Annotated in this window: 29 protein-coding genes; 27 read left to right on the top strand and 2 right to left on the bottom strand. The window is 51.0% G+C overall.

The window, feature by feature from the left end:
- Positions 1-5 precede the first annotated feature (5 nt).
- The 14 genes from Q3F21_RS04530 (at position 6) to Q3F21_RS04465 (ending at position 8677) form a co-directional block, all read left to right on the top strand.
- Positions 6-671: a PspA/IM30 family protein gene (locus Q3F21_RS04530; RefSeq protein ID WP_340250278.1), complete on the top strand. Its 666-nt coding sequence runs from the start codon at positions 6-8 to the stop codon at positions 669-671.
- Between the two features lie 113 nt (positions 672-784).
- Complete coding sequence (locus tag Q3F21_RS04525) at positions 785-1189, top strand: DUF350 domain-containing protein (RefSeq protein WP_340250277.1); 405 nt, start codon at positions 785-787, stop codon at positions 1187-1189.
- A gap of 25 nt (positions 1190-1214) precedes the next feature.
- Entirely contained in the window at positions 1215-1721 is a 507-nt protein-coding gene (locus Q3F21_RS04520) for a DUF4178 domain-containing protein (RefSeq protein ID WP_340250276.1), read from the top strand.
- A 12-nt stretch (positions 1722-1733) separates the two neighbouring features.
- The gene (locus tag Q3F21_RS04515; protein WP_340250275.1) at positions 1734-2516 is read left to right on the top strand and encodes a DUF4247 domain-containing protein; all 783 of its coding nucleotides are present in this window, start codon (positions 1734-1736) and stop codon (positions 2514-2516) included.
- A gap of 352 nt (positions 2517-2868) precedes the next feature.
- Entirely contained in the window at positions 2869-3324 is a 456-nt protein-coding gene (locus Q3F21_RS04510; RefSeq protein ID WP_340250274.1) for a hypothetical protein, read from the top strand.
- A 722-nt stretch (positions 3325-4046) separates the two neighbouring features.
- Complete coding sequence (locus Q3F21_RS04505; protein WP_340250273.1) at positions 4047-4463, top strand: Ig-like domain-containing protein; 417 nt, start codon at positions 4047-4049, stop codon at positions 4461-4463.
- A gap of 159 nt (positions 4464-4622) precedes the next feature.
- A complete protein-coding gene (locus Q3F21_RS04500; RefSeq protein WP_340250272.1) occupies positions 4623-4790 on the top strand; it encodes a hypothetical protein in 168 nt (55 codons plus the stop codon).
- The gene (locus Q3F21_RS04495; protein WP_340250271.1) at positions 4790-5020 is read left to right on the top strand and encodes a hypothetical protein; all 231 of its coding nucleotides are present in this window, start codon (positions 4790-4792) and stop codon (positions 5018-5020) included. The genes Q3F21_RS04500 and Q3F21_RS04495 overlap by 1 nt, the downstream gene beginning before the upstream one ends.
- Positions 5017-5172 carry a CD1375 family protein gene (locus Q3F21_RS04490; protein WP_340250270.1) on the top strand — a complete coding sequence of 52 codons (156 nt, stop codon included), beginning with the start codon at positions 5017-5019 and terminating at the stop codon, positions 5170-5172. Before Q3F21_RS04495 ends, Q3F21_RS04490 begins: the two co-directional genes overlap by 4 nt.
- A 101-nt stretch (positions 5173-5273) precedes the next feature.
- On the top strand, positions 5274-5726 hold the full coding sequence (locus Q3F21_RS04485) for a phage holin family protein (protein ID WP_340250438.1): 453 nt from the start codon (positions 5274-5276) through the stop codon (positions 5724-5726).
- Entirely contained in the window at positions 5710-6474 is a 765-nt protein-coding gene (locus Q3F21_RS04480) for a DUF1906 domain-containing protein (protein WP_425341211.1), read from the top strand. The genes Q3F21_RS04485 and Q3F21_RS04480 overlap by 17 nt, the downstream gene beginning before the upstream one ends.
- A 411-nt stretch (positions 6475-6885) precedes the next feature.
- Positions 6886-7530, top strand: a complete 645-nt coding sequence (locus tag Q3F21_RS04475) for a hypothetical protein (protein ID WP_340250269.1) — start codon at positions 6886-6888, stop codon at positions 7528-7530.
- 191 nt (positions 7531-7721) lie between these two features.
- Positions 7722-8408: a DNA-methyltransferase gene (locus Q3F21_RS04470; RefSeq protein WP_340250268.1), complete on the top strand. Its 687-nt coding sequence runs from the start codon at positions 7722-7724 to the stop codon at positions 8406-8408.
- Positions 8409-8491: 83 nt separating this feature from the next.
- Positions 8492-8677, top strand: a complete 186-nt coding sequence (locus Q3F21_RS04465; protein ID WP_340250267.1) for a hypothetical protein — start codon at positions 8492-8494, stop codon at positions 8675-8677.
- A 56-nt stretch (positions 8678-8733) separates the two neighbouring features.
- Here the strand turns inward: Q3F21_RS04465 and istB are convergent, their stop codons facing one another.
- Positions 8734-9459, bottom strand: a complete 726-nt coding sequence (gene istB, locus Q3F21_RS04460) for an IS21-like element helper ATPase IstB (RefSeq protein WP_340250266.1) — start codon at positions 9457-9459, stop codon at positions 8734-8736.
- 1 nt (position 9460) lies between these two features.
- Positions 9461-10948: an IS21 family transposase gene (gene istA / locus Q3F21_RS04455; RefSeq protein WP_340250265.1), complete on the bottom strand. Its 1488-nt coding sequence runs from the start codon at positions 10946-10948 to the stop codon at positions 9461-9463.
- Positions 10949-11737: 789 nt separating this feature from the next.
- Between istA and Q3F21_RS04450 the strand changes: the two genes are divergently transcribed.
- From Q3F21_RS04450 to pyrR, 13 genes are all read left to right on the top strand, one after another.
- Positions 11738-12637: an alpha/beta fold hydrolase gene (locus Q3F21_RS04450; RefSeq protein WP_340250264.1), complete on the top strand. Its 900-nt coding sequence runs from the start codon at positions 11738-11740 to the stop codon at positions 12635-12637.
- A 190-nt stretch (positions 12638-12827) separates the two neighbouring features.
- Positions 12828-13058, top strand: a complete 231-nt coding sequence (locus Q3F21_RS04445) for a spore coat associated protein CotJA (protein WP_340250263.1) — start codon at positions 12828-12830, stop codon at positions 13056-13058.
- The gene (locus tag Q3F21_RS04440) at positions 13055-13324 is read left to right on the top strand and encodes a spore coat protein CotJB (RefSeq protein WP_340250262.1); all 270 of its coding nucleotides are present in this window, start codon (positions 13055-13057) and stop codon (positions 13322-13324) included. The genes Q3F21_RS04445 and Q3F21_RS04440 overlap by 4 nt, the downstream gene beginning before the upstream one ends.
- A gap of 21 nt (positions 13325-13345) precedes the next feature.
- Positions 13346-13915 (top strand): manganese catalase family protein, encoded by a 570-nt coding sequence (locus Q3F21_RS04435; protein ID WP_340250261.1) that lies wholly within the window; start codon positions 13346-13348, stop codon positions 13913-13915.
- Between the two features lie 443 nt (positions 13916-14358).
- Entirely contained in the window at positions 14359-14928 is a 570-nt protein-coding gene (locus Q3F21_RS27390; protein ID WP_425341214.1) for a DUF4912 domain-containing protein, read from the top strand.
- Positions 14925-16958 carry a sugar phosphate nucleotidyltransferase gene (locus Q3F21_RS04430; RefSeq protein ID WP_340250260.1) on the top strand — a complete coding sequence of 678 codons (2034 nt, stop codon included), beginning with the start codon at positions 14925-14927 and terminating at the stop codon, positions 16956-16958. Before Q3F21_RS27390 ends, Q3F21_RS04430 begins: the two co-directional genes overlap by 4 nt.
- A 136-nt stretch (positions 16959-17094) precedes the next feature.
- Positions 17095-18507 (top strand): phosphoglucomutase/phosphomannomutase family protein, encoded by a 1413-nt coding sequence (locus Q3F21_RS04425; RefSeq protein WP_340250259.1) that lies wholly within the window; start codon positions 17095-17097, stop codon positions 18505-18507.
- 211 nt (positions 18508-18718) lie between these two features.
- On the top strand, positions 18719-19366 hold the full coding sequence (locus tag Q3F21_RS04420; protein ID WP_340250258.1) for a serine/threonine protein kinase: 648 nt from the start codon (positions 18719-18721) through the stop codon (positions 19364-19366).
- Positions 19367-19472: 106 nt separating this feature from the next.
- A complete protein-coding gene (lspA, locus tag Q3F21_RS04415) occupies positions 19473-19922 on the top strand; it encodes a signal peptidase II (protein ID WP_340250257.1) in 450 nt (149 codons plus the stop codon).
- Between the two features lie 53 nt (positions 19923-19975).
- Positions 19976-20905 carry an RluA family pseudouridine synthase gene (locus tag Q3F21_RS04410; protein WP_340250256.1) on the top strand — a complete coding sequence of 310 codons (930 nt, stop codon included), beginning with the start codon at positions 19976-19978 and terminating at the stop codon, positions 20903-20905.
- A 54-nt stretch (positions 20906-20959) separates the two neighbouring features.
- Positions 20960-21361, top strand: a complete 402-nt coding sequence (locus Q3F21_RS04405) for a VOC family protein (protein ID WP_340250255.1) — start codon at positions 20960-20962, stop codon at positions 21359-21361.
- A 137-nt stretch (positions 21362-21498) separates the two neighbouring features.
- Positions 21499-22866: a hypothetical protein gene (locus Q3F21_RS04400; protein WP_340250254.1), complete on the top strand. Its 1368-nt coding sequence runs from the start codon at positions 21499-21501 to the stop codon at positions 22864-22866.
- 248 nt (positions 22867-23114) lie between these two features.
- A complete protein-coding gene (gene pyrR / locus Q3F21_RS04395; protein WP_340250253.1) occupies positions 23115-23654 on the top strand; it encodes a bifunctional pyr operon transcriptional regulator/uracil phosphoribosyltransferase PyrR in 540 nt (179 codons plus the stop codon).
- Positions 23655-23690: the final 36 nt, after the last annotated feature.

The following is a 23690-nucleotide window of genomic DNA, read 5'->3' as shown; positions in this document are numbered from 1 at the left end:
GACCTATGTCCATTTTTAAAAGACTTCGCGACCTGACTATGTCGAATTTGTATGCGCTTATAGAAAAAGCGGAAGACCCGATCAAGATGACCGACCAATACCTGCGTGACATGCAGGAAGACCTGGCCGAAGCGGAAAAAGCGGTGGCCGCGCAGATCGTGCTCGAAAAGAAATTCAAACAGCTGTATGAAGAGCAGGAAGCTCTGGTGAAAAAGCGGGATGAGCAGGCCCATGTCGCTGCACAGGCGAAAAACATCGACCTTGCCCGCCGCGCTCTGGAGGAAAAGAAAGCAGCCGAGCAAAAAATGGCTGAATACAAAACCAGCTATGAGCAAAACAAGGCGGCTGCCGATACGCTGCGTGAAAAGCTGGAAGAAATGCGCAAACAGATTACCGAGCTGAAAAACAAACGCGAGACACTGGCCGCACGCGTGAATGCCGCCAAAGCGCAAAAGCAAATCAACCAATCGATGTCCGGATTCGACTCCAGCACCGCTATGGCTGGGCTGAAGCGCATGGAAGAAAAGGCGATGCAGCTCGAAGCGGAGGCTGAAGCGAGCGGAGAACTGTACAAGAAAGGCACCTCTCTGGACGAAGAAATCGCCAAACTGAGCAAAGATCAACAGGTGGAAGACGAGCTCGCTGCGCTGATGAAAAAGTACGAGGGGTGAGCCGCCTGCGCGGTTCCCCTTTTTTCGTCACCGGGAATGCGGCGTGCCGGCGAAAGTGCGAAAGCGGATTAGAACGTAGATCGACTGAACTTTGATGCGTGGGGGGATTGTCAGTGGCCTGGAGGGAAATTCTCGCCATGCTCGTTTGGACGGGAGCAGGTGCTATCCTGTTGTTTGTGCTCATGTGGATAGACTCCCTGTTTACCAGATACAAAGATTTGACGGAAATGAAAAAAGGCAATGTAGCGGTGACCACGAGATTTGTCATGAAGCTGTTTGCGCAGGGGTACATTCTGGCGCAGTCGATTGCGAAGTCAAATGACCTGTGGGAAGCGCTGCTTGCTTCCGTGGTATCTTTCGTTATCTTGTTCATTTTGGAATTTGTCGTGGAAAGGCTGTTAAAAACGTTTACGGGCTTTGATCTGGATGACGGCACCCAGCAAGGAAAGGTAGCGTACGCGCTCCTGGCCGGTTCCTTTCATGTTGTCGGAGCGCTGATTTTGGGAGCCTGCCTGTAACGGAAAGAATGAGAGGGGTTCACGAATGAGTGTATGGAAGCGAATCCAAAACATCTTTGCCAAGCATGAGCCTCCTCAAGAGGAATTGAGTTTGCTCACGGTCGGACCTGGAGATGTGATCGAGGTTTCGCTGGAGACGTATCAAGTGACGGGGAAGACGCGAAATCTCAATCGAAACGCCGTGATGCTCACTTTGCAGGATGGCAATCGGGTGCGGTATCTTTTGATTGAAGAGCGGGAGCGGACTGTTTATCAGCTGTATAACATCATTGACGGGCGGCTGGATTCAGTGGATGAGATCCCGAGCACGATTGAATTGGACGACGCCACGTACCATCTGGAAGAGCAATTTTCCGGAAAGGTGACCGCGACGGGAAGCACTGCGTTTCCATCCTCGGGGGAGCAGCATATTTGGCAGTTCCAATCAGATGATCGTCGTCTGCTCAGAATCGAATGGCAAGACGGGCGCATTATGCTGTATGAAGGGGAGAGCATCCTGCCGGCTGACGTGCAGATTATACGCGGGACGTAAGGGGGGAGAGACATGCGACAGGAATTGTATAAAGCGATCAAGCTCATCCTGGTCCCGGCCCTGTTGCTGCTTGCACTTGCAGGATGCAGTACCCAATCAGTAGGGGAAACCTATCCGCTGGAATCTGTAATATCCAAGGACGGAGGCCAAACCTCCCGCATTTACCGCGCTGAGAACAAAACAGTGCCGGAAGTTGCCCAGGAGTTGTCCGCGCAAAGAGAGCCGGACGAAATCTCCAAAGAGGACGAGAAACATATGTTTCTCGTCTACGCAGATGAATGGTATCATTTGCAGCAGGATGAGGCCAAGCCGTCAGACACGCTGATCGAAGTGGACAGCAAGGAATTTGTTCGACAAAATTATAATCCTCCATTCCTGGAAGGGTATATCCTCGCCAGTATCCTAAATGATTTGTTCGATGGTCACAAAAGCTATCCGGGTACGTACCGCGGCTATACCACCAAAGATGTGTACAAACCGTCAGGGACGTACCGTACGCCTACCGCTGAGGAGATAAAAAAGACTCCGCCGATCACAACACAGGGAACGGGCAGCATTATCAAACGGGGAACGAAAGGGAAAGATACGACGGTTGGCGCCGATGGCAGCATCACCAAGAAGGCAGTGGATACACCGTCAGGCAAGAAGGGGAAAATTACCCGCTCTTCAAGCAAAAGCGGCAGCATTTCCGACAGCAGCTCCAGCAAAAAGTCGTCGATCTTTTCGACACCCCGAAGCAAATCGCCGCCGCGTACCAAAGTAGGGGGCTCCGGACGGATAACCAAGAGAAGATAATACGGACAGGAAAGACTCGTTTGCAATTGCAAAAGCGGGTCTTTTTTTGTTCAAAATTACACACTGAACGGAAGCACATTGGAGGTAAACAAGACTCCCGGAAAAATTACCTTTTCAACAGTAAAAGTGTTCACTGTTTACATGGATTTCTCCGTGAAAACGTACCGACTCAATTTCTTCAAACACTGCCGCAAGAAACGGAGTAACCCTTAACCCGACAAGTGGCTACACAGAAGTTTTTGACGGGTCTACAGCAGAAAGAGTCGATTTTGCCGCAAACTACGGGAACGACGGCATAAGCTTCGCGATCCAGGAAACAGACAGGAACCTAAGCCCGACGCTGAGCGTTTCATTGGCAGCCAATAATCAACCGTTAGTAGAAGGGCAGGCCGTCTACACAGGGACAAACGACTTCACGATCCGCCTGAAAGCAGATGATCCAAATCCGGAAGACACTCTTCAGTACCAAATTAAACTGAACGGGACCATCAAAAAAGACTGGACTTCGATTGCCAGAAACTCGCCGGTGGATTACACGTTCCGAGCGTCAGACTACATCAATGACAGGAACCAGTTTGAGGTGTCTCTCCGGGACAATTCTGGAGAAGTAACCACTTTTTCCGCAATATTGGTCAAAGTAGACCGGCCAAAAACTCGGGACGTTATACCGCGACTCCACGGCTCTTCCAAGACCAACAAAGCCATGTTCCAGACCAAGTTCCAAATTATAACATCGGAAAAGGAAACCTACCTTCGGCTTTCGGTGAACCTGCAAGTAAGTGGTACATCGGAAACACTGATCCAGTAGAAGAAAATCAGTTGTATTGGCACAAAATACGTGATGGAAATATAACACTTCTGATTTGCGATCGGGCGATTTTGTGCTATTTCCGGCCTGTCGAAATGGACAATTTGGGAAGAATCACAGGAACTCGCGTTACAATTGATGGAAAAAGGTATACCCTGAGAGTTTTGACAGGCGGCATGACTAATTCAGACGCACAGTCAGGAGACAACGAGTGGAACAGATATGTATTAAACAAAGCTAACATTCCTGGCCTTCCTATACCAAGTAGTAGTGATTTCAGAAGCGATTACGGAGACTTGGATGCTTGGAATATCCAATTCAAGGGCGAACTCAATCGATTCTGAAATTGGATGTATGTACTTACAATGGTACAGGAAATTGAGAACGAAGTTTCTAAAACCAGAAGAACAAGAGGATACCTTCCAGCTGGATATATTGGGATAATCGGAAACAATAACAGTATGAGTTCTGTGGGCTGGCGGCCTGTTCTTGAGGTGCTTAATTCTGTTCCAACGGTATCCCTGTCAACATCCAATAACCAAGTGTTAACCGAAGAGAGCACATTCACAGTCGCGGGAAGTGCGACAGATGAAGACAGCGGCGATGTAGTAACGATCAAGTACAAGATTAACAACGGCACTGAACATAACCTTGCTTCTGGAGTATCTAATGGGAATAGTCCCTTTCTCTTTTGAAAAACACTCACAAAGAAGGGCTATCGTTTGTATGATGGCACAACTATGGTGTCAGATGCACTTTACGAGGGGATTACGCACACGCTTTCCGTATGGGCAGAGGATTCTCAAGGTGGTAAATCAGCCGTAGTAACGCGATCATTCACTATCAAAATTAACAAACCTCCAGTTATCACAGTCGACACCTTCACGCCTGTACAATCCGGCCTGATACCGCCTGACACGATCACGCTTTCCGGGACTGCGTCTGATCCAGACGGGGACAAGGTTTCTGTGGAATACTCGCTAAACTCTAACGGGACGAAGCTAATTGGCACATCAAATGGAAACTGGTCAATTACCATAAGAGTAAGCGACCTAAAGGATGGAAACAACAAACTTGTTATTGCCGCAAGAGACCAATTTGGAGCTGTCACAGCAAAAAATTTGACATCAATAACGTAATAACAGAAGTACCCATGAAGAAAGCCGTTGCTCGGTATCGAATTCTCCCGCCTCTCGGCTCAGCCAAGGAAATCCTTGCTTGGCAGAAACGAGAAAAGGGAGACCTGGTTATCGATGCAGAGGCATCTTTTGTTGAGACCGGGGCAGCCGGAGCAATACGTGGCCATGACCAAAGACAGCGTTGATCTGAATACCGAAATTACTGAGGACCAGTTCATCGGCACGGCAGCTGCACCAAAAGCAGATGTAGTGTTTAAGAAAACACTGTCCAGGACGAACACGAGTTCAACTCAAGCAGCCACAATGCTGGTGGGGGTGTTTAAGTAGTGCGATACAGAAAAAGAAATCCTGACGGAACTTTTGACGAGCTGGTAGAGACGCCGGGACACACGGAGGGTCTGCCGGCAGAAATTCAAGTGCTGTATGAAACAATCGCCTATATGGATGCGGAAATGACGGCCATGCGGGAAGAATTCACGAAGAATCATACAGAACTGGTCGGCAAGATCGCGGCGCTGGAGGCAGAGGTACAAGCCTTGAAGGGAGGTGAGCAATGATGGTGAGACCTTATATGATCGCGCCCTATGCTATTCTGGTCAAGTCCGGTGGTTGGCTGATCGAGCCGACAGGAGCTGATGGGGAGAAAGTGGTCCCGGAAGCTTACCGCGTGCCGGTAGCTGAATATCTCGCTGCTCAAGAAGTAGCGTAAACGCCTTTTCTCAAATCGAGAGAGGCGTTTTTTCATGGGGAGCTGCAGGAGTGGCTCCCTTATTTTTCCCTAATGGGGACAAGGAGGGAAAACCATTGAGTATGAAAGATACTTTTATCACAGCAGCGATTGGAGCAAACGGAAAGGAAACGACAGTTGGCGGCGTGGTGGCCGTAGTTGGATCGACACTCAGCGCGTTCCTGGGCGGGTGGGATATTACACTCAAGCTTCTGGTTTACGCAATGATCGCAGATTATTTTACCGGTTTACTCGGGGCCGTTCGGTCCAAAAGTGTTGACTCGGAAGTCATGTTTTGGGGCGGGATCAGGAAGAGCGTCATTCTTGTAGTCGTCGGAATGGCGGTCATGTTGGATCAACTCATGGGGAATGATACGCCAGTATTCCGAACGTTGGCATTGTACTTCTATATAGGGCGTGAAGGATTCTCCATTCTTGAAAACCTCGGTCATCCCGGTGTTCCGTTTCCGGCCTTCTTTAAGCAGATGATGGAGCAACTAAACGAAAGGGGGAATCAGCGTGACAGCAACAACTAAGGGCATTGATTGCGCCGTCCCATTGACGGCTGAAAGAGCAAAGGCGATGGCAGCGGCAGGCATGAAATTCGTCTGCCGATATCTCGTTCCGAGCAGCATGTCGTGGAAGCGGTTGACGCGCAGCGAGGCAGAGCTGATCACGGCGGCAGACATGAAGATTGTTTCCGTTTTCCAGCGGGGCACCAATGACGCTGCGGGCGGTGCGGCCAATGGGACAAGAGACGGCAAGGCAGCCTTTCAGGAGGCCAAGCAGATCGGCCAGCCGGAGGGGACGGCCATCTACTTCGCTGTAGACTACGACGCGCAGCCGAAGGATTACGCAGCCATAGAATCCTACCTTCGCGCAGCTGCGAAGGAGCTCCCCGGCTATTTTGTCGGGGTGTACGGCTCCTATGCTGTCATTGAGGAAATGGCTCGTCGCGGGGCTTGCTCTCACTTCTGGCAGACATATGCTTGGAGCAAGGGGCGGCTTTCGTACGCAACGAACCTCTACCAGTACAAGAACGGGCAGGAGCTTGCTGGTCACCAGGTAGACCTCAACGATGGTCTAGGCAATGAGGGGTGGTGGGATACAGCTGTGCAAAATGTGGAAAAGCCTGTTAATAACACAATCGACAAAGCGGCTGCCGAGAAGGTGATCGGCGTACTTGGAGCGCTCTGGATCGCCAGCGGGGACAAGCAAGTACAAGCGGCTGCGCACTACGCTGCCAACGCTCTGCGGGATGCTGCGGGGATACCGCGACAATGAGTAAAGCCCTCCTTCGGTGGAATCCGAGGGAGGGTAGGATAAAATACATTTGCTTAAATATTCAAGTGTTGATTTGGTTTTCTTTTGGTCATTAAAGTCACAATTGCGAGGTTTAAAAAGAAATTCTACTTTCTCTACCAATAAAATCAAGTAGAAGAAGAGTAATTTAATGTTTTGCAGAAGAACTATCTAATTTACATTGACTTCCATTCATACCAAATTGTATAGTAAGAATGGGAGGAGGAAATTATTGGTTTATTTCCTTTTTGTTTTCTTGTACAACCATATAGCACAATATACAACCAAGATCCAAAATGCTGCGTTTAATGCAACTACAAACAAGATTCGAAGAAAATCAGCCATAATCAATAACCTCCTTAAAAATAAATTACAGATTGGGGAGTAATTGTCATGAAAAAAGCATTGTTATCGCTAGCTTTAACTGCTTCTTTGTGCTTTGGCTTATTTGCCAACACAATAGTTGAAGCACAAACTCTCGATTCCAACAAAAGTAAGCAAACGGAAAAAATTCCTGATGCATTTAATGCTAACTTAGAAAAACAGAAACTTCAAGAATACAAAAAGACTAATTCGGATGGTGTCAAGGTTTCTCCAAATAAACCAGTAGTCTTAAAGTTTTCAGATGGTAGCTCAATAACTTATAGTGTGGAAGTTACTCCTACGTCTAAAGTAAAAACTGAATCATTGGCTGCTTCAGGATATAAGTATAACTTTAAGAAAAATTATAGTTGGGGAATACATGCACACGCAGCGATTACAGTGGTTGTTGATAATGTAACTAAAGATAATCGACATTTTAAAATTAGCGGAGATAAAGACGATGTCTGGCAGGAGCATAGTTCCGTATTTGCATCAGTTACCTACTCTTCCCAGAAAGCAGACACTAAGAGAGTAGGAGGTTCCACTTTCCTTACCGCCGAAGGAAAGGGCACGATCAAATATGATATTCCTGGAATTGGTGGAACTCGAGAGGAGAGCTACACTATTAGGGGAGAGGTTGATCCCGCAGACCCATGGAACATCATAATGCATTAGGATTTGTAGTTGCTCAGTAAGAGGGTAGACGTGTTTTTAACTTGCTTGTAGTAACTGATTTTTTCTCTATCAAATAAGAAGTGTAAAGAAAAGAGAATCATCAAAATAAAAAATCCCTCCTTCGGAGTCATCCGGGGGAGGGAATTTTTTATAACCAAAAAACGAACAAATGTTCTATCGGAGGATCAACATTGATTTACAACATGGATTGTATCGAAGGAGCTAAGCAGATAATTGAAGACAACTCTGTAGACCTAATTGTGACCGACCCGCCGTACAATCTCGGATTTGGCGGAACGACTCAAACCAAAACGAAAAGGCCCCGGTTCAACATTATCGCTAATGACAATCTCCCGCACAGGGACTACCAGCGTTTTACCTTTCAATGGTTACGGCAAACTTACCGGGTTTTGAAACCAGGGCGTCATATCTATGTATGTATTGATTGGCGCATGTACCCTCTCATTTCCCTATGGATGCAGCGGGTAGGCTTTGTAATCAAGAATTGCATTGTGTGGGACAAGGTGCATATGGGGATGGGGTGGCAATATCGTTTCCAGCATGAGTTCATAATTTTTGCGGTAAAAGGAAAACAGAAAGCCAGACGGATCGGTACGAGAAAGGCGAGGGACATATGGAGTATACCGAAGATATCAGGAAACAAAACGGTTCATCCGACTGAAAAGCTACCCGAATTAATTGCCCCGATGATTTTAAATAGTAGCCAGCGCGGGGAACTCGTTGTAGATTTTTTTCTCGGCTCCGGTCCGGTAGCACAGGCGGCCATTATCAATGATAGACAGTTTATAGGATTTGAAATTGATCCTGGCTACTATCAGATTACGAAGGAACGGATTGAATCGATGAAACATAAGTAGCTGTGGAGTTTTTCCTGTTTGCTCAAGCGTCCAACATGCGCATATAATAAGCGCAAACAAACGTTCGTGTGGGTGATATACGAATGGAGCCAAAGGAACTGCTGCACAACTGGTTTATTCTGAACAAGACCATTTCCTATTTGAAGGACGATCTGGCTTTAACCCAATCAGCCCCGTTAAAGATCCCAGGTATTCTGGCAAACGGAATCCGGGCCATGGGCAGTATCGTTTATGCCCAAGAGAAGGAGGCGGCTGTGTTTTGCAAGTAGAAAATGCTCAGTTTTGCAGCTAAAATTGCCTAAGCACTTGCCAGCTGTTTGAAAAACTACAGAGGAATCCTATCCATTGCCTGCTTGAAGCGGAAACTCTCGCCCGTAAATGAAAGAATATGAGCGTGGTGCACCAGGCGATCAACAAGCGCCGATGTGAGCTTCGTGTCTCCAAATACCGACGTCCATTGGCCAAACTCCAGGTTGGACGTAACAATCACACTCTGTTGCTCATAGCAATCCGCAATCACGTTAAACAATAACTCAGACCCGGTTTGGCTGAACGGCACGTAGCCAACTTCATCAAGAATGAGTAAATCTATCTTTTTCAATTTCTCGCGAAATCGGCTGAGTGTTCCCGCCGCAAATTTTTCCTGAAGCACAGAAACCAAGTCGGAAGCCCGGTAGAACTGTACCGCCTTGCCCCGGCGGCAAGCCTCCACGCCCAGTGCCGTTGCCATATGGGTTTTTCCTGTGCCTACGGCACCCATTAAGAGTAAATTTTCTTTGCGTTCGAGCCAATCCAATTCCTGGAGCAGCTCTGGGCTACTGCCACTCGGGAAAGAGATATGGTCATACACATACCCCTCGAAAGTCTTACTATGTGGGAACCCTGCCTGCTGAACAAGCTTACCTAACTTGGCACGGCGACGACCGTCGAGTTCCGCAACAAGGATTTGCTCCACAATGCCGCGAATCTGTTCATTCTGCTGAACGGATACGTAGTCCACGACATGCGCCAATCGGAGTTGCCGGCACAGATCTCCCAATGCCGTCGGCATCTCAGCTCACCCCCACAAGTTGATTATAGCGTTGGAGGGATCCTTCTACGCGAGTTCCCGGAGGGGACAGCGTCTCCTCCCACGTGACAGGGAGGTCACGACTGCCGTATTTTACGCCTAGTACGGCCGTGATACGTGTAACCGGTGTGTCTTGGCCTAGTAGAGCAATTACCTCCTGAATCTGTTCGATGGTGTAAATGTCACACCAGTGCGACATTGCCTGAAGACGATCTTTTCGCTCTGTCAGATCCTTCACGGTTACATACCCTTGCAAGATCTCCGGTAGCATACGGAGAAACTGTGAGTGCGTCACACTACGTGGTTTTTTCAGCCATCCAGCGCATACTTGTGACCACGGAACGTCCACAGTTCGTCCCGTATAAGGTCTAGGTACTTCCCGAATTAGCTGGTGTTGGCCATTTAGAATGACGAGGCGATCCCAAAACATTTGGATCAGTACCTCGCTGCCTGGTATTGCCATCCCCAGCAACGGAACCGTCATTTCATCCATCCGAATCTCTCCATACTTATTCACCACTGCAGCACCCAAGCGAAAAGCCTCAAATCCATGCTCCGGCAAGGTAAGCAATTTACAGCGATCGTCCTCCCACAGATCTGCGATGCAACGATTTAGGGCATAATGCTGACGATCACGATCTCGTCTTGCTTGCTCGGCGAAGTAGGCGGCTAACTGTTCATGGCTTTCATAGATGGGAATCGGCACGGCCCAATTGCGCTTGGAGTACCCGCATTTGTTCTCCACGTGCCCTTTCTCATGGCCACTGTATGGGTTGCAAAAGACAGCTTCAAACCGGTAGTGAGCGGAGAATCGCTGGAAGCCTTCCGTTAATTGCCGTTCGCCCTGCTTCTCGATATGAACGACGGCAGCGGAGAGATTGTCAAACCAGATTCGCTGCGGAACACCTCCCATTTGTTCAAAGCACAGCTTCATCGCCTCCAAAAAGCATTCCTGATTCTCCGCCGGTGTCGGATAAACGAAGGCGGCATTGCTGTACGGAAAAGACATTACAAGCAGTTTGTATGTGAGCAACTGATGATCTCGGCATACTTCAATGGTTGTAAAGTCCACTTGTGCTTCACCTGGTGGATGTTCTAACCGTTCGTACGTTTTGGCACGGTTCAGTTCCATTTCATTTTTTCGTCTCTGCACATAGGCCAATACTGTACGTTGTCCACCTGTAAATTGATGCTCGTCGCGCAAACGTTGGAAAATACGCACACCTGTGTGTCGCTGCTTACGGGGGACCAAACGGTCCTCCTCCAACCAGGTATCGACGATCTCCATAAACGGACCCATGACACGACTTCTGCCCTTTCGTTTTCTCAGCGAGGCATTCCAATCCGTTTGATCGGCATATTTTTTGGCAGTCCGCCAGTGAACACCCACACGTTCTGCAATCTCGTTTACCGAGCATCCTTCTACTTCGCGTAAAAACCTGATATAGTGTTGTTGAGGCATTTTCAGCATCCTTTCCATTCTCCTTCGCTAAGTTGTCCCAAACCTAACGGTAGGAGGAAGTATTGATGCTGACAAGTGCCTTTTTTGTATCTGTCTTGAGCATTTTTACGCTGCAATATTAGGCATTTCTATTGTGCAATAAACAGGCGGCCAAAGAGCTGCTACAGAATGGGGTCGTATCGTGAGGGAATTCCACGATCAGAGGGAATACTTTGTGATATGGTCGCACCGTGGGCAGGTTCAGATGTTCCGGCTACACGATAACCTGGTTTTGCAGGGTGTTCAAAGAAGGTCAACGAAGTAATGAAGCAGCTGACATGGAACCCGCCGTTGTATTAAGTGGAAACCAGTCGTTCCGAATTTCAGGACGTTATGATCGACAACGCCTTTGACAACCAAACTGACAACGCACATAAGTAGATGAGGTAAAGCTTAAATCATTAAAGTAAAAAAGAACCGCAGATAAATGCGGTTCATACTGAGAAATAAATTTAAACGAGTTTCTTCTATTAAGATGGATGAATCACTAGCGTGTTCGTACGCATTTTCCGATGAAAGACCAATATCGACAGGAGGCAAAGACTCGCTCCTGTTTTAGAGCTGGAAAGCAGAGTGACATTGTTGAATAAATATCTGTTACAATAAAAATAATATATCTGTTTTATATCATAAAATCATGATATTGATAATTTTTAAAAACTGTAATATATTTAAATTGAAATCTGTATTATTTTATTTGCCCGACCCATCCATAAATTGGAACGTACTTATCGACTGTCGAAAGGGTGGAAATGAGAGATGGAAAAAAAGCAGCTTGAACATCTTAACGATCAAGCATACCCTGATCTTGGCGAGGGAGGGAAGCGCTTTCAAGAAGCGTACGCAGCCAGTCTCGCGCTGTGGCCTGTTCCGTACGAGGCGTTTTACGTACCGACAACATTCGGCATGACCCATATTATCGCCAGCGGCCCGGCTGATGCGCCTCCTTTGGTGCTGCTGCACGGTGCCCTGTTCAGCTCGACGATGTGGTTTCCGAATGCGGAAGCGTGGAGCCGCCGCTATCGGATCATTGCGGTAGATATTTTGGGAGACAAGAACAGGAGCATTCCCGGCCCAGGGTGCTCCAGCAGGGCCGAATACGCTGCGTGGCTGCTGGAGGTATTTGACCAGCTGGGGATCGGAAGAGCGCGGTTGGTTGGTTTGTCGCTTGGCGGCATGCATGCAGTCAATCTGCTCGTACGCGCACCCGAGCGAATCGAGCGAGCGGTCGTCATCAGCCCTGCCGAGTCGTTCGTCCATTTTCATCAGGATTTTTATACATACGCTTTCGGGTTGCTTCAGCCGAATGGCGTGAAAGCATTTCTGGACTGGATGTTTGCGGGCCGCTATCTGCTGCCAGAGACGTTTTCCGAGCAGTTTCACGAAGCGGTGGCGTGGAAGGATGAAGCCAGAAGCGGAATTCCGAAAGAAAACGGGTTTCCTTACGTCTTTACGGACGAGGAGCTGGCATCGATTTGCGTTCCCCTGCTCGTCATGATGGGCGATGAAGAAGTCATTTACAATCCGAGAGAGGCGTTGGAACGGGCGAAGAAGCTTGTGCCCGGAATAGAAACGCACTTGGTCCGAGGCGCGGGACACGTGCTTTCGATGGAGAAGGCAAACTTCGTCAATGAGACTGTAGAGGCTTTCTTTAGGTAGCAGGCAAGAAAATCTCGCGAGAATTCTGAAAAGGCTGTTCCAAAGGCGGCAATGCTGCAGAAGGAACAGCCGCTTTCCTTTTCACGGGCGGTCTAACTGCGAAACGGGCGTTTGCCCAACACCGGGCATGGGTGATTGTCATAGAGTGGTAGTGGTTAGTCAAAGACCTATTCCCAAGGAGGTTCCAGCATTGTACTCCCAGTACCGTGTCTACTATCCGTATGTCAGCCCGTTTGATCCCTGCCCCCCGCAGCGAGTGAAGACATATGTGGTTCCGCCGGAGCTGTTCATCCACTTTCAACCTCCCAATTTGCCGCAGTTTTCACCCCGTGAGGCGCTTTTTCATGGCACACTGTGGCCAGAGCTGTACAGCCCATATGAGGGACGCGGCGACAGGAGCGAAGGGAGGAGAAAAAAATGAATGAACCCAGGCCTGTTGACGAGCGTTACTACCAACTGCTGCATGAACTGCAGGCGCTTGATTTCGTCTTGGTCGAATTAACGCTCTATCTGGATACCCACAGCAATGACGCCGACGCGCTGCAGCAATTCAACCAAATATCCGAAGAGCGCTGGAAGGTAGCCTGCGAGTTTGAAGCAAGCTACGGTCCGCTGCTGCAGTTTGGCCTCAGTTTCTCAGGATACCCGTGGCAGTGGATCGACACTCCGTGGCCCTGGCAGGTATAAAGACGAGGAGGAGAACACATCGTGTGGGTATATGAAAAGAAATTGCAATATCCGGTCCGCGTGAGCAAATGCGACCCGCGCATGGCAAAATTCCTGCTTGAGCAGTACGGTGGCGCAGATGGCGAACTGGCAGCAGCTCTCCGCTATCTGAACCAGCGGTATTCGATTCCTGACAAGGTAATCGGTTTGCTCACAGATATCGGTACGGAAGAGTTCGCTCATCTAGAAATGATCGCGACGATGGTATACAAACTGACGAAGGACGCCACGCCCGAGCAGATGATAGAGAATGGGCTGGGCGATCATTACGCCAACCACGACAAGGCATTATTTTATCAAAATGCATCCGGTGTTCCCTGGACGGCAACCTATATTCAAGCCAAGGGCGATCCAATCGCAGATCTGTACGAGGACATTGCCGCGGAAGAGAAAGCGAGAGCGACCTATCAGTGGCTGATCGATATGACCGATGACGTTGACCTCCAGGACGGTCTGAAATTCCTGCGGGAACGGGAAGTCATTCACTCGCTGCGTTTCCGGGAAGCAGTGGAAATACTGAAAGAAGAACGTGATCGGAAAAAATTTTTCTAGACCGGGACCACCGCACAGGTGGGCTCTTTTTTTAGCATGGTTATGTAGTTTGATTGGACTGATAATAGCCGCTTACGATGTCGAGAGAAAGATTTCCATTCCCTCCGATCTCTTTTGAGCTTCCGCGATATTGCTCGATATCCACTTGCAATGCATTCACCACAATGCTCCCCTTATTCATAAAATTCCATTTTGTTGAAAATTCTGCAAATCAATCGTGATACCCTCCAACGGAGTCGTTCTCAACGACTTTTGTACGATGATGGCGAAAAAGAGGTGTTCACTCGACAAAAGAACAAGCGATGCGTTTGCAGGGTTCGACAGTTTTTGTCTGCCGCTTTCGCTATGATTGCAATGGTGGTTGATCCATAAACAGCCTGCGGAGTATCAGTGAGAACCAACTCGTAGGGAAATACGACGGAGGGGAGCGATGTACGGTGCTCATGCGATCAGTTCCAATTCATTCACAGTTGAATTCCGATTCTCAGGAGAGCCCGTTTCCGTTTGGCCACAACAGAGTTTTGGCCTCAGTACAAAGACCTGACGCCCTTTATGTCAGGTGGGACATTAGCACAGTCCGGCTGAGAATGATAGCTTCCTATTTGTCGGCTGACGAACGGGAAGTGACACCAGGGCTTCGTATCTACGATGCCGCGAAACTCCGCAGCAATGGTGAACCGCATGACTCAGTGAGAGAAATGTACATTCAGGATGATGACAGAGACATTCTTGTCGAGCACCTTTGCCCGGGAGGTACGTATCTTGTTGATTTTGGATTGTTTCACCATCGTCGGTTTTGCCCCGTCTTGCGTTCAGAGCCCGTAACGCTGCCTGCCGGGAATCAGTTGTTCCGGCAAAGAGCACATTCAGGTGCGGTCCGTATGGAGGGCATAATCTTTTTCAAACAGGAATACGCTCGTTTGTTCTATTGGCCGGATGAACGGAATAAAGTGAACGTATGCTTCTTTCCCGGGGGTCCGGACGATTGTTATAGGAGGAGGTACCGTGGATGAAGGCTGTAATCCTGGCGGGCGGCAAGGGCGATGAGCTTCTTCCCTTGACCGTGCATACCCCAAAATCAATGCTGCCATTGTTAAACCGCCCTTGCATGGCGTATACCGTCGAGCTGTTAAAACAGCATGGCATTGCCGATATTGGCGTCTCGCTGCAATACTGTCCCGATCTCATTCGGGACTATTTTGGCGACGGCTCCCGGTTTGGCGTGTCGCTGACCTATTTCGAAGAGCAAAGGCAGACTGCTGGGGATAAAAACAATCAGCAGAGCCTGGCAGAATTTTTGAATGATACATGTGTTGTGATCCGCGGAGACATTTTGACCGATTGCAATCTGTCGGAAGCGCTGAGCTTCCACCGGGAAAAACGTTCCATGGCAACGTTTGTGCTGTCTGGCGGCAGGGCCTGCTCGGAGGGCCTTCAGGTCTGGACAAATCGTGATGGGGTAATAGCAGGGGTAGCTGATCAAACAGGCGGAAAAGACAGCTTTGGTGTGGGAACGGGAATTTTTTTGCTGGAGCCGGAGATTTTCTCAGTACTTCAGGCAGAGGTGAATTTCTTGAGACCGGAGCAATTGGCTGTCGCTCTTTTCCGCCAAGGAATGCCTCTTGGCGGTTACGTGATGACGGAGTACTGGTCAGGCATCGACTCTTTGCCGGAATACAAGCAGGTCCAATGCGATCTGCTGGACGGCAAGACGAACAAAGCCATCCATGCCAGACAGCTCGCTCCCGGAATTTATGTGGAAGGGGACCTTGCAATCGATGCGTCCGTAAGGCTGGAGGGTCCTCTTTTGATCGGCAAGGGGGCTCATCTGCAAACGGGGACATCCATCGGGGCTTACTCCGTCATCGGGAGTCAGACCGTCGTATCGGAGGGATCTGTGCTGACCCAGGCGATCCTCTGGGAAAACAGCTATGTCGGGACGGGGACGAAGGTTTTGGGCAGCATTGTCGGGAGGAACGCAAGCGTCGGCGATTGTGTCCTGCTCGGGGAGAACGCGGTTGTGGGAGATGGCTGCCGTATCGGCCGCGCTGCCAGTGTCAAGGCGGGTGTGTCGATCTGGCCTCACAAAGCGATTGAGGAAGCGGCGACGGTGAACCACTCGGTTATTTACGGCAACAAACAGCCGAGGAGCTTGTTTGGGAACCAAGGGATTGCGGGGGTTGGGAATGTCGATATAACCCCGGAGTTCGTCACCCGTCTGGCTGGGGCCTACGCCTGCGAGCTGCCGATGGGCAGCCGGGTTGCGCTTTGCGCTTGCGAGCATCCCTTTGCTCAATTGCTCAAACACAGTATCATGACCAGCTTGTGTTCAGCGGGGATTGACACGGTCGATATCGGTGTCGGCAGTGCCCCTCTGCTGCGCTACGGCGTACAAAGCACCTCCTGCACAGGCGGCATCCATATTCAGACGGCAAAGCTGCCGGGCGAAAAGCGAGTAACGCTTCTGTTTGTCGACCAAAATGGTTTGCCCATCACCCGTGAGATGCAGCAAAGCATCGAGCTCGCCTATCGGCAGGAAAGGTACGGGCGCTCCCTGCGTCACCTGGGCCAGCTGCATGTGGAGCATCGCGTCCAGGATGCGTACATAGAGGCGCTGCTTATGCAGGTGAACCGTGAAGCGATCAGGGAAAAAGGCTATAAGCTGCTGATTGAATGCGATTCCCGCTTTTTGCTTGGCCTGTTGTATCCGGTATTGGCTGAGCTGGGAATTACCGCGATGGTCGGGTCGATTGCCGATGGCGTCAGGAGCTGTCAGGCTGATATGGGGGTACGTCTTCTGCCAAACGGGGAAGGGCTTGAACTGTTTTGTCATACAGGCGAGCGGTTGACGGAAGAGCAGCTTGTCCGTTTGCTCGAGATGTTTTGCCATGCTCCAAGCGAGGGAACCGATGGGCCGTGCTTCCATCCAAAGCTGGATGCAGCGTACATGCTTGTCCGCATCGTCGATTGCCTTTGCAGGGAGAGGCTGCCGCTGGCGGATTTGATTTCAGCAGAGGCTCTCCGCTCGCGTTCAGGCAAATGATCGCGGCTTGTCCATGGTCATCGAAAGGAAATTCGACGCGTAAAATGCTAGTGGAAGAAAAGATACAGCCTTACAAGCCATGATGCATGACAAAGGAGCCGAGGAAAATGAAGCAAGAGAGCTGAGGTGAGACAATGTGACTGCAATACGCTTTGGCACGGACGGCTGGCGAGCCATCGTGGCTGACGAGTTTACGATGGAAAATGTACGGGTCGTGGCCCAAGCCATTGCTGCCTATACGAAGGGAATCGGTCAGGAAGAACAGGGAATTATCATCGGTCATGACACCAGGTTTCTGGGGAGGCGTTTCGCGCTTGCCGTTGCTGGCGTTCTGGCCGCCAACGGCATCCGGGCGTATTTGGCGAACGAATCTGTCCCCACTCCTGTGGTTGCTTTTGGAGTCAAACATTTTGCCGTGAGCGGGGCAATCATGATTACGGCCAGCCATAATCCGCCCGAATACAACGGCATCAAGTACATTCCCGATTACGCGGGGCCGGCGACGCCGGAGATCACCGAGAGGCTTGAGGAGGAAATCCGTCGTATTCAAAATGAGGGGGAAGTACTGTCGATCCCCCCTGAGGAGGCTGCATCCCGCAAGCTTCTTGATGTGATCGTTTTGCGGCCGCACTACGAAGCCCATCTCCGCCGCATGATTCATTTTGACGTGTTGAAACAGGCTCGTCTGCGCGTTGTGGTCGATCCGATGCACGGTGCCGGGATCGGCTACGTCAGTCGGATGCTGGCTGAAGCGGGAGTGGAAACGTGCGGGATTCGGGAAACGGCTGATCCGTTTTTCGGCGGACAGCTGCCCGAGCCGAAGGATCAGCACCTTTCTTTGCTCAAACAGGAGGTGATCAAGCAAAAAGCGGCGTTAGGCCTGGCCAATGACGGCGATGCGGACCGCTTTGGCGTCGTTGACCGGTTTGGCCAGTATTTGACGCCCAATGCCGTTCTTGTCCTGATCGCCCATCATCTCGTAAAAAACAGGGGGCTGCGCGGAAGAATCGTCCGGACGGTGGCCACTACTCACTTATTGGATCGGCTGGCTGAGCGCTATGATCTGGAGCTGGTAGAGACGCCTGTCGGATTCAAGCATATCGGTGAGCAAATGATGCGCGGCGGGGTCCTGCTCGGCGGCGAGGAAAGCGGCGGAGCCAGTATTTTGGGCCACATCCCGGAAAAGGACGGCATCCTGATCAACCTTTTGCTGGCGGAGATGTGCGCGTGGGAGAAGAAGGGAATCGACCAGACCCTGCGGGATGTGTACGATGAAATTGGCGAACTGTTCAGTACGCGCATGGACATCCGTTTGCCGGAAAAAGCGCCTTTGCTGGAGCAAGTCAGGACCGTTACACCAGCAAAAGTGGGGCCCTATGATGTTGTGGGCGTAAACAAAATGGACGGGATCAAGCTTTTGCTTCAAGGGGGGCACTGGGTACTGATCAGGCCGTCCGGAACGGAGCCGCTTTTACGGATTTACTGCGAGGCCGCGAGCGTTGGAGCATTAAACAAAATGACAGAAGCCATCCGGGACTGGTTTTCCTGAACAGCAGCGTTTATCATCGCCGGCCCTTTCACTTTTTTTGGTGAAAGGGCCTTTTTGCAAGTTGCCGATCGTTTTGGCGTTTTGCTAGAATCAAAGGAAGCCACCCAGCCTCGTTCGATCAGCGCAAAAAGCTTTGTCTGTCGGAGCGGGCTGGAGAAATTACAGCATCTTTGCCCAGGGCCAGTTTGCTAATCATGAAAGAAGTGGACGCATGCGCATCGATCGGGATGTATTAACCTCTTTTTTGGAAAAGGTAAAAATAGAAAGCCGCTCTCCAGATGATCCTGTTGTCGTTTTGTCGACACCTTATCCGTGGGAATTGGTCGGTACGGGGAATTACGCGGCTGTATTTGGGCATCCGGATTATCCCGACGTCGTCGTAAAGCTGTACGCGCCGGGCCGGCCGGGTTGGGAACAAGAGGTCGAGGTCTACCGCAAATTGGGTGAGACGCGCTCGTTTCCTGTATGCTACCAGGCGGAGCCGTGCTACCTGGTTTTGAAGCGGATACGCGGCATTTCCCTCTACGATTGCTTTCGTTACGGGATCCCCGTCCCTCCCCAGGTGATCGAGGATGTCGAAGCGGCATTGGAAGAGGCTCGCTCCAAAGGATTATTTCCACATGACGTACACGGCAAAAACGTCTTGATGGATCGCGGCCGCGGCTATCTGATCGACGTATCCGATTACTACAAGAGGGACAAGCCGGACAGCAAGTGGCGGGATCTGCGAAGAGCGTACTACCGGTTTTATCTGCCGTTTGTCAAGGACCGCGGCTGGAAAATGCCGCTGTGGCTGTTGGAAGGAATCCGCCGCGGATACCGCTATTACAAAAAGCTGTCGCGGCTGCTTCGAGGCTGAGGGGCAGCCGGGCAGCATTGTTGAGCGATTCCACCTATGGTAAAATATTATTTTGACGTGTATCTTAAGCGGCTGTCTGTAGTCGGACTAAGGAGGACTTCCATTCATGTACTTTATCATCGCTGCCGCCATTATTGCGCTTGATCAGTGGACCAAGTCTCTGGTGGTAAAACATATGGAGCTGGGACAGTCGATTCCCTTGATTCAGGATGTGCTACATTTGACGTCTCATCGCAATACGGGGGCCGCTTTCGGCATCCTGGCGAATCAACGCGTGCTGTTTGTCGTGATCACGATCGCGGTCGTGGTCGGAATCTTGATTTCGCTTATTCGGATCGGCAAGTCCCAGCCGCGAGTGTCGCTTGCGCTGTCGATGGTTTTGGGCGGAGCGATCGGCAACTTCATTGACCGCGTCAGCACGGGGAAAGTAGTCGATTTTGTCGATGTGACCGTGATCAACTTTCCGATCTTCAACGTCGCCGACATGGCGATTACGATCGGAGTGGGGCTGCTTTTGCTCGATGTTCTGCTGGACAGCAAGCGCAAGGCCGTTTAATGGATAGACGGATAGGGACGGATGCTAGAGTGACTACACCAGAGGAGAGTATCATGGACGATTTGGAGTTGTTTGAAAGGTATGACTGGGTGGCGGAGCCATCGGACGCAAAAGAGCGCATCGACAAATTTATTACCGGACAAAACGAGGAATGGTCACGGTCCCAGGTGCAGGCTTGGATCAAGGAAGGCCGGGTCTTTGTAAACGGAGAGCCGATCAAAAGCAACTACAAGCTGTCTGCCGACGATGAAGTGACGCTGCGGGTGCCGCCGCCAAAAGAAATGGAAATCCAGCCGGAGAAGATGGAGCTGGAGATTGTTTATGAAGACAGCGATCTCGTAGTCGTGAATAAACAGCGCGGCCTCGTCGTTCATCCGGCGCCGGGACACTATTCGGGGACGCTGGTGAACGGCCTCTTGGCGCACTGCAAGGATTTGTCGGGGATCAACGGCGTCCTCAGACCGGGCATCGTCCACCGCATCGACAAGGACACGTCCGGACTGTTGATGGTGGCAAAGAACGACAAAGCGCATCTGTCGCTTGCCCACCAGCTGAAGGAGCATACAGTAGACCGCAAGTACGTGGCGATCGTCCACGGGGTAATCCCGCATGAAATGGGGACGATCGACGCGCCGATCGGCCGGGACCCGAAAAACCGGCAGCAGATGGCGGTCGTCTTTGAAAACAGCAAGCCCGCTGTGACGCATTTTGTCGTGCTGGAACGCTTTAAAGAGTACACGCTGGTTGAGTTGAAGCTGGAGACGGGAAGAACCCATCAAATCCGCGTACATATGAAATACATCGGCTACCCGTTGGCAGGCGATCCGAAGTACGGCCCGAAGAATACGCTTGATCTGGATGGACAAGCGCTCCACGCCAAGACACTGGGATTTGACCATCCGCGGACAGGGGAGCGCCTGCAGTTTGAAGCGCCGCTTCCGAAAGAAATGGTCGACGTGATCGATTATTTGCGGCAAGCGTAAAGCGGGCGGCTGGAAGGGACTTACTTTTTCAAAAACAGTAACGGAGGCAAAGGTATGCTGAGAAGACTGGCCCATGTCACGCTGTACGTCAGGGATTGCGAAGAAGCGCTGCAATTCTACACGGAAAAGCTTGGCTTTGAAACGCGAATGAGTGCCAAAATGGACTCGGGAGCCTGGTGGCTTACGATCGGGCTTCCGGGACAGGATGTGGAGATTGTGCTGCATGACCCGACGCATTGGCACGATCAGGAGACGGCGGAGAAAATGCTGGGACTGGTAGGCAAAAATCCGATGTGGGTGTGGGAAACGGATCAATTTGACCAGACGTATGCGGCATTCCGCGAACGGGGAGTACGCTTTGTCACCGAGCCTAGTGATCAGATGTACGGGCGCGAAGCCATTTTTGCCGATCTGTACGGCAATCTCTTTTTGCTCCTGGAGCCAGCCTCTGTGTAAATGCCACATAAAAGAAACGCGATTGGAAAACGCTAGGGATTGAGAAACCGTCTCCCCTGGCGTTTTTTTGTTAGGACGGTAACAAAAGACAGCTGAAATGCGTCGTACGAGTGAATAACAATGAGGGGGCAAATTCGATGCGGAAATGTGTTTCCATCCTATCCGGTATCGTTTGCGCAGCAGCCATGCTGTTTGCGGGCAGCGGGATCGGCACTGCGGCCGGACAGATTCAGACGCCCGAAAGGATCCTTCAGGCGAGCGTACCAGCCAGCGTGGCTTTTACCAGCAACGCGCAATTATGGCTGTTGGACGGGGGCGACCCGAAGGCGAAGCCCAAGCAGATTACAACAAGCGGCGCGGTGGAGATTACAGGATGGTCGCCAAACGGGAAATGGCTGTTCTACCTGCACAACCAAGCACCTGCTGATGCTTCGTCCGGAAATTATCTGTGGGCGGTGAAAGCAGATGGCACCGGAGCTTTTCAGGTGGATCAGCGCAAGGTGCTGGAGCAGCCGAAATGGGCGCCTGATGGACAGAACTTTGCGTACATTGTTCAATCCGCGCAAACAGGCCATGCAGACGGCACGTATTCACCCGAGTTCGTCGTGGCCAGGCTGGACGGGGACCGGGTACAGAAGCTGCGGGAGCAAAAAAGGGAGATCGCGGATTTCGCCTGGATGCCGATGGGACAGCGTCTGCTGTTGTCTGTGCCTGCTGCCAAGGAACGCCCGATTACCCTTGAGCTGACCGACCTGACGGGGAAAAAGCTGGCTGCCTATCGGCTGGGGGATCCGCCCAAAGTCGAGGAAGGCATCTATCCTTATTCGGCCGAAGGACTCACATTGTCCCCCGACGGCAAACGAGTGTCCTACTACGTCCGAGTCACATCGGGCTCTCTGTCGGCCGATGGTGTTAGCATTCAGCTGTTTGACTTGACCAAGCCGGGTCAGAAGCCTGTCGCTATCGGGGAGGGGCTGGCCTATCCAGAATGGTTCTCCTGGTCGAAAGACAGCTCGCAGCTGGCTTTTATCGATGGGAGCGGGCGTATCGCTTCGGAAAACAAGCACCTCACTCTCGCAAGCAAAGAAGGCATTGTCACGCGCGCCGGACAGCCCGGGCAAGCGGACGCCTTGCCGCGATGGTCCAGGGATGGAGCGGACATCCTGTACTTTGTCCGGGGATTTGAAAATGCAAAGTGGCTCGGCAACTACGATCCAAAGCAGTTGCTCATCCCCGGACAGCGCATCTGGATGCGGGACATGCAAGGACGTGCGCAGCCTGTCACCAAGGGACCCGAGGGTACGGCCGATACGTATCCCAATCCTTCGCCGGACGGAAAGCAGCTGATCTTTGTCCGACTGGATGGCGCAGAGCATGGTTCTGTCTACGTGCGCACTGCCGATGGGCAGGAAAAAGAGCTGATCCGCCATGTGACGGGCGAGCCGGGATACTATGCCAATTATTTGCCGGCGTGGGTCAGTGTTCACTGGATTCAATCCAAGTGAAATGATTTTATGATTATGAAAAAGTGTTGACACCTGCCCCGATTCATGACATAATTTGTTCTGACGAATCGAGAACCTTTAAATCCAGTCCCGTGAGGCTGGCAAGGGCACGGATAATCGCATAGACAGAGGGGAACGGGGATCTGCCGCTCCTCCCCTGTCATGCCCTGTGGCTTCTTGTCAACCGGCAAGAAGCTTTTTTCATCTCGTCAATTGCGTCAAAGCTGTCAGTCGGGGAGGAAATGCGCATGATCAACAAAAGCGTGATTATGGATGAAGCTGCGATCCGTCGGGCTTTAACCCGGATTGCCCACGAGATTATCGAGCGGAACAAAGGCGTGGAAGACTGCATCGTCGTCGGCATCAAGACGAGAGGAATTTACCTGGCGGAGCGATTGGTCGAGCGGATTGAACTGATCGAAAATGTCAGAGTTCCTGTCGGACAGCTGGACATTACGTTTTACCGGGATGATTTGCAGCACAAGTCTGAGGACGCAGTGCTCCACGGCTCCCAGCTGCCCGATGACATCACTGGAAAAACCGTGATTCTCGTCGACGATGTGCTCTTTACGGGTCGGACGGTGAGAGCGGCTCTGGATGCGCTGATCGACAACGGACGTCCGCGCATGATTCAGCTGGCTGTACTGGTCGACCGGGGGCACCGCGAGCTGCCGATCCGGCCGGACTTCGTAGGAAAGAACGTCCCGACTGCGCGAACCGAAATTATCGATGTGCAGCTGGCTGAGGTGGATGCCATGGACATGGTGACCATTCGCCAGTTGATCTAACAGAATAAGCCTCTTTAAAAGGCAATCCCGTGAGGT

The organism is Brevibacillus borstelensis, assembly GCF_037834415.1.
GTDB lineage: Bacteria > Bacillota > Bacilli > Brevibacillales > Brevibacillaceae > Brevibacillus > Brevibacillus borstelensis_A.
The sequence above is the reverse complement of the archived record's forward strand: the minus strand, read 5'-3'. Positions and strand labels throughout refer to the sequence as shown.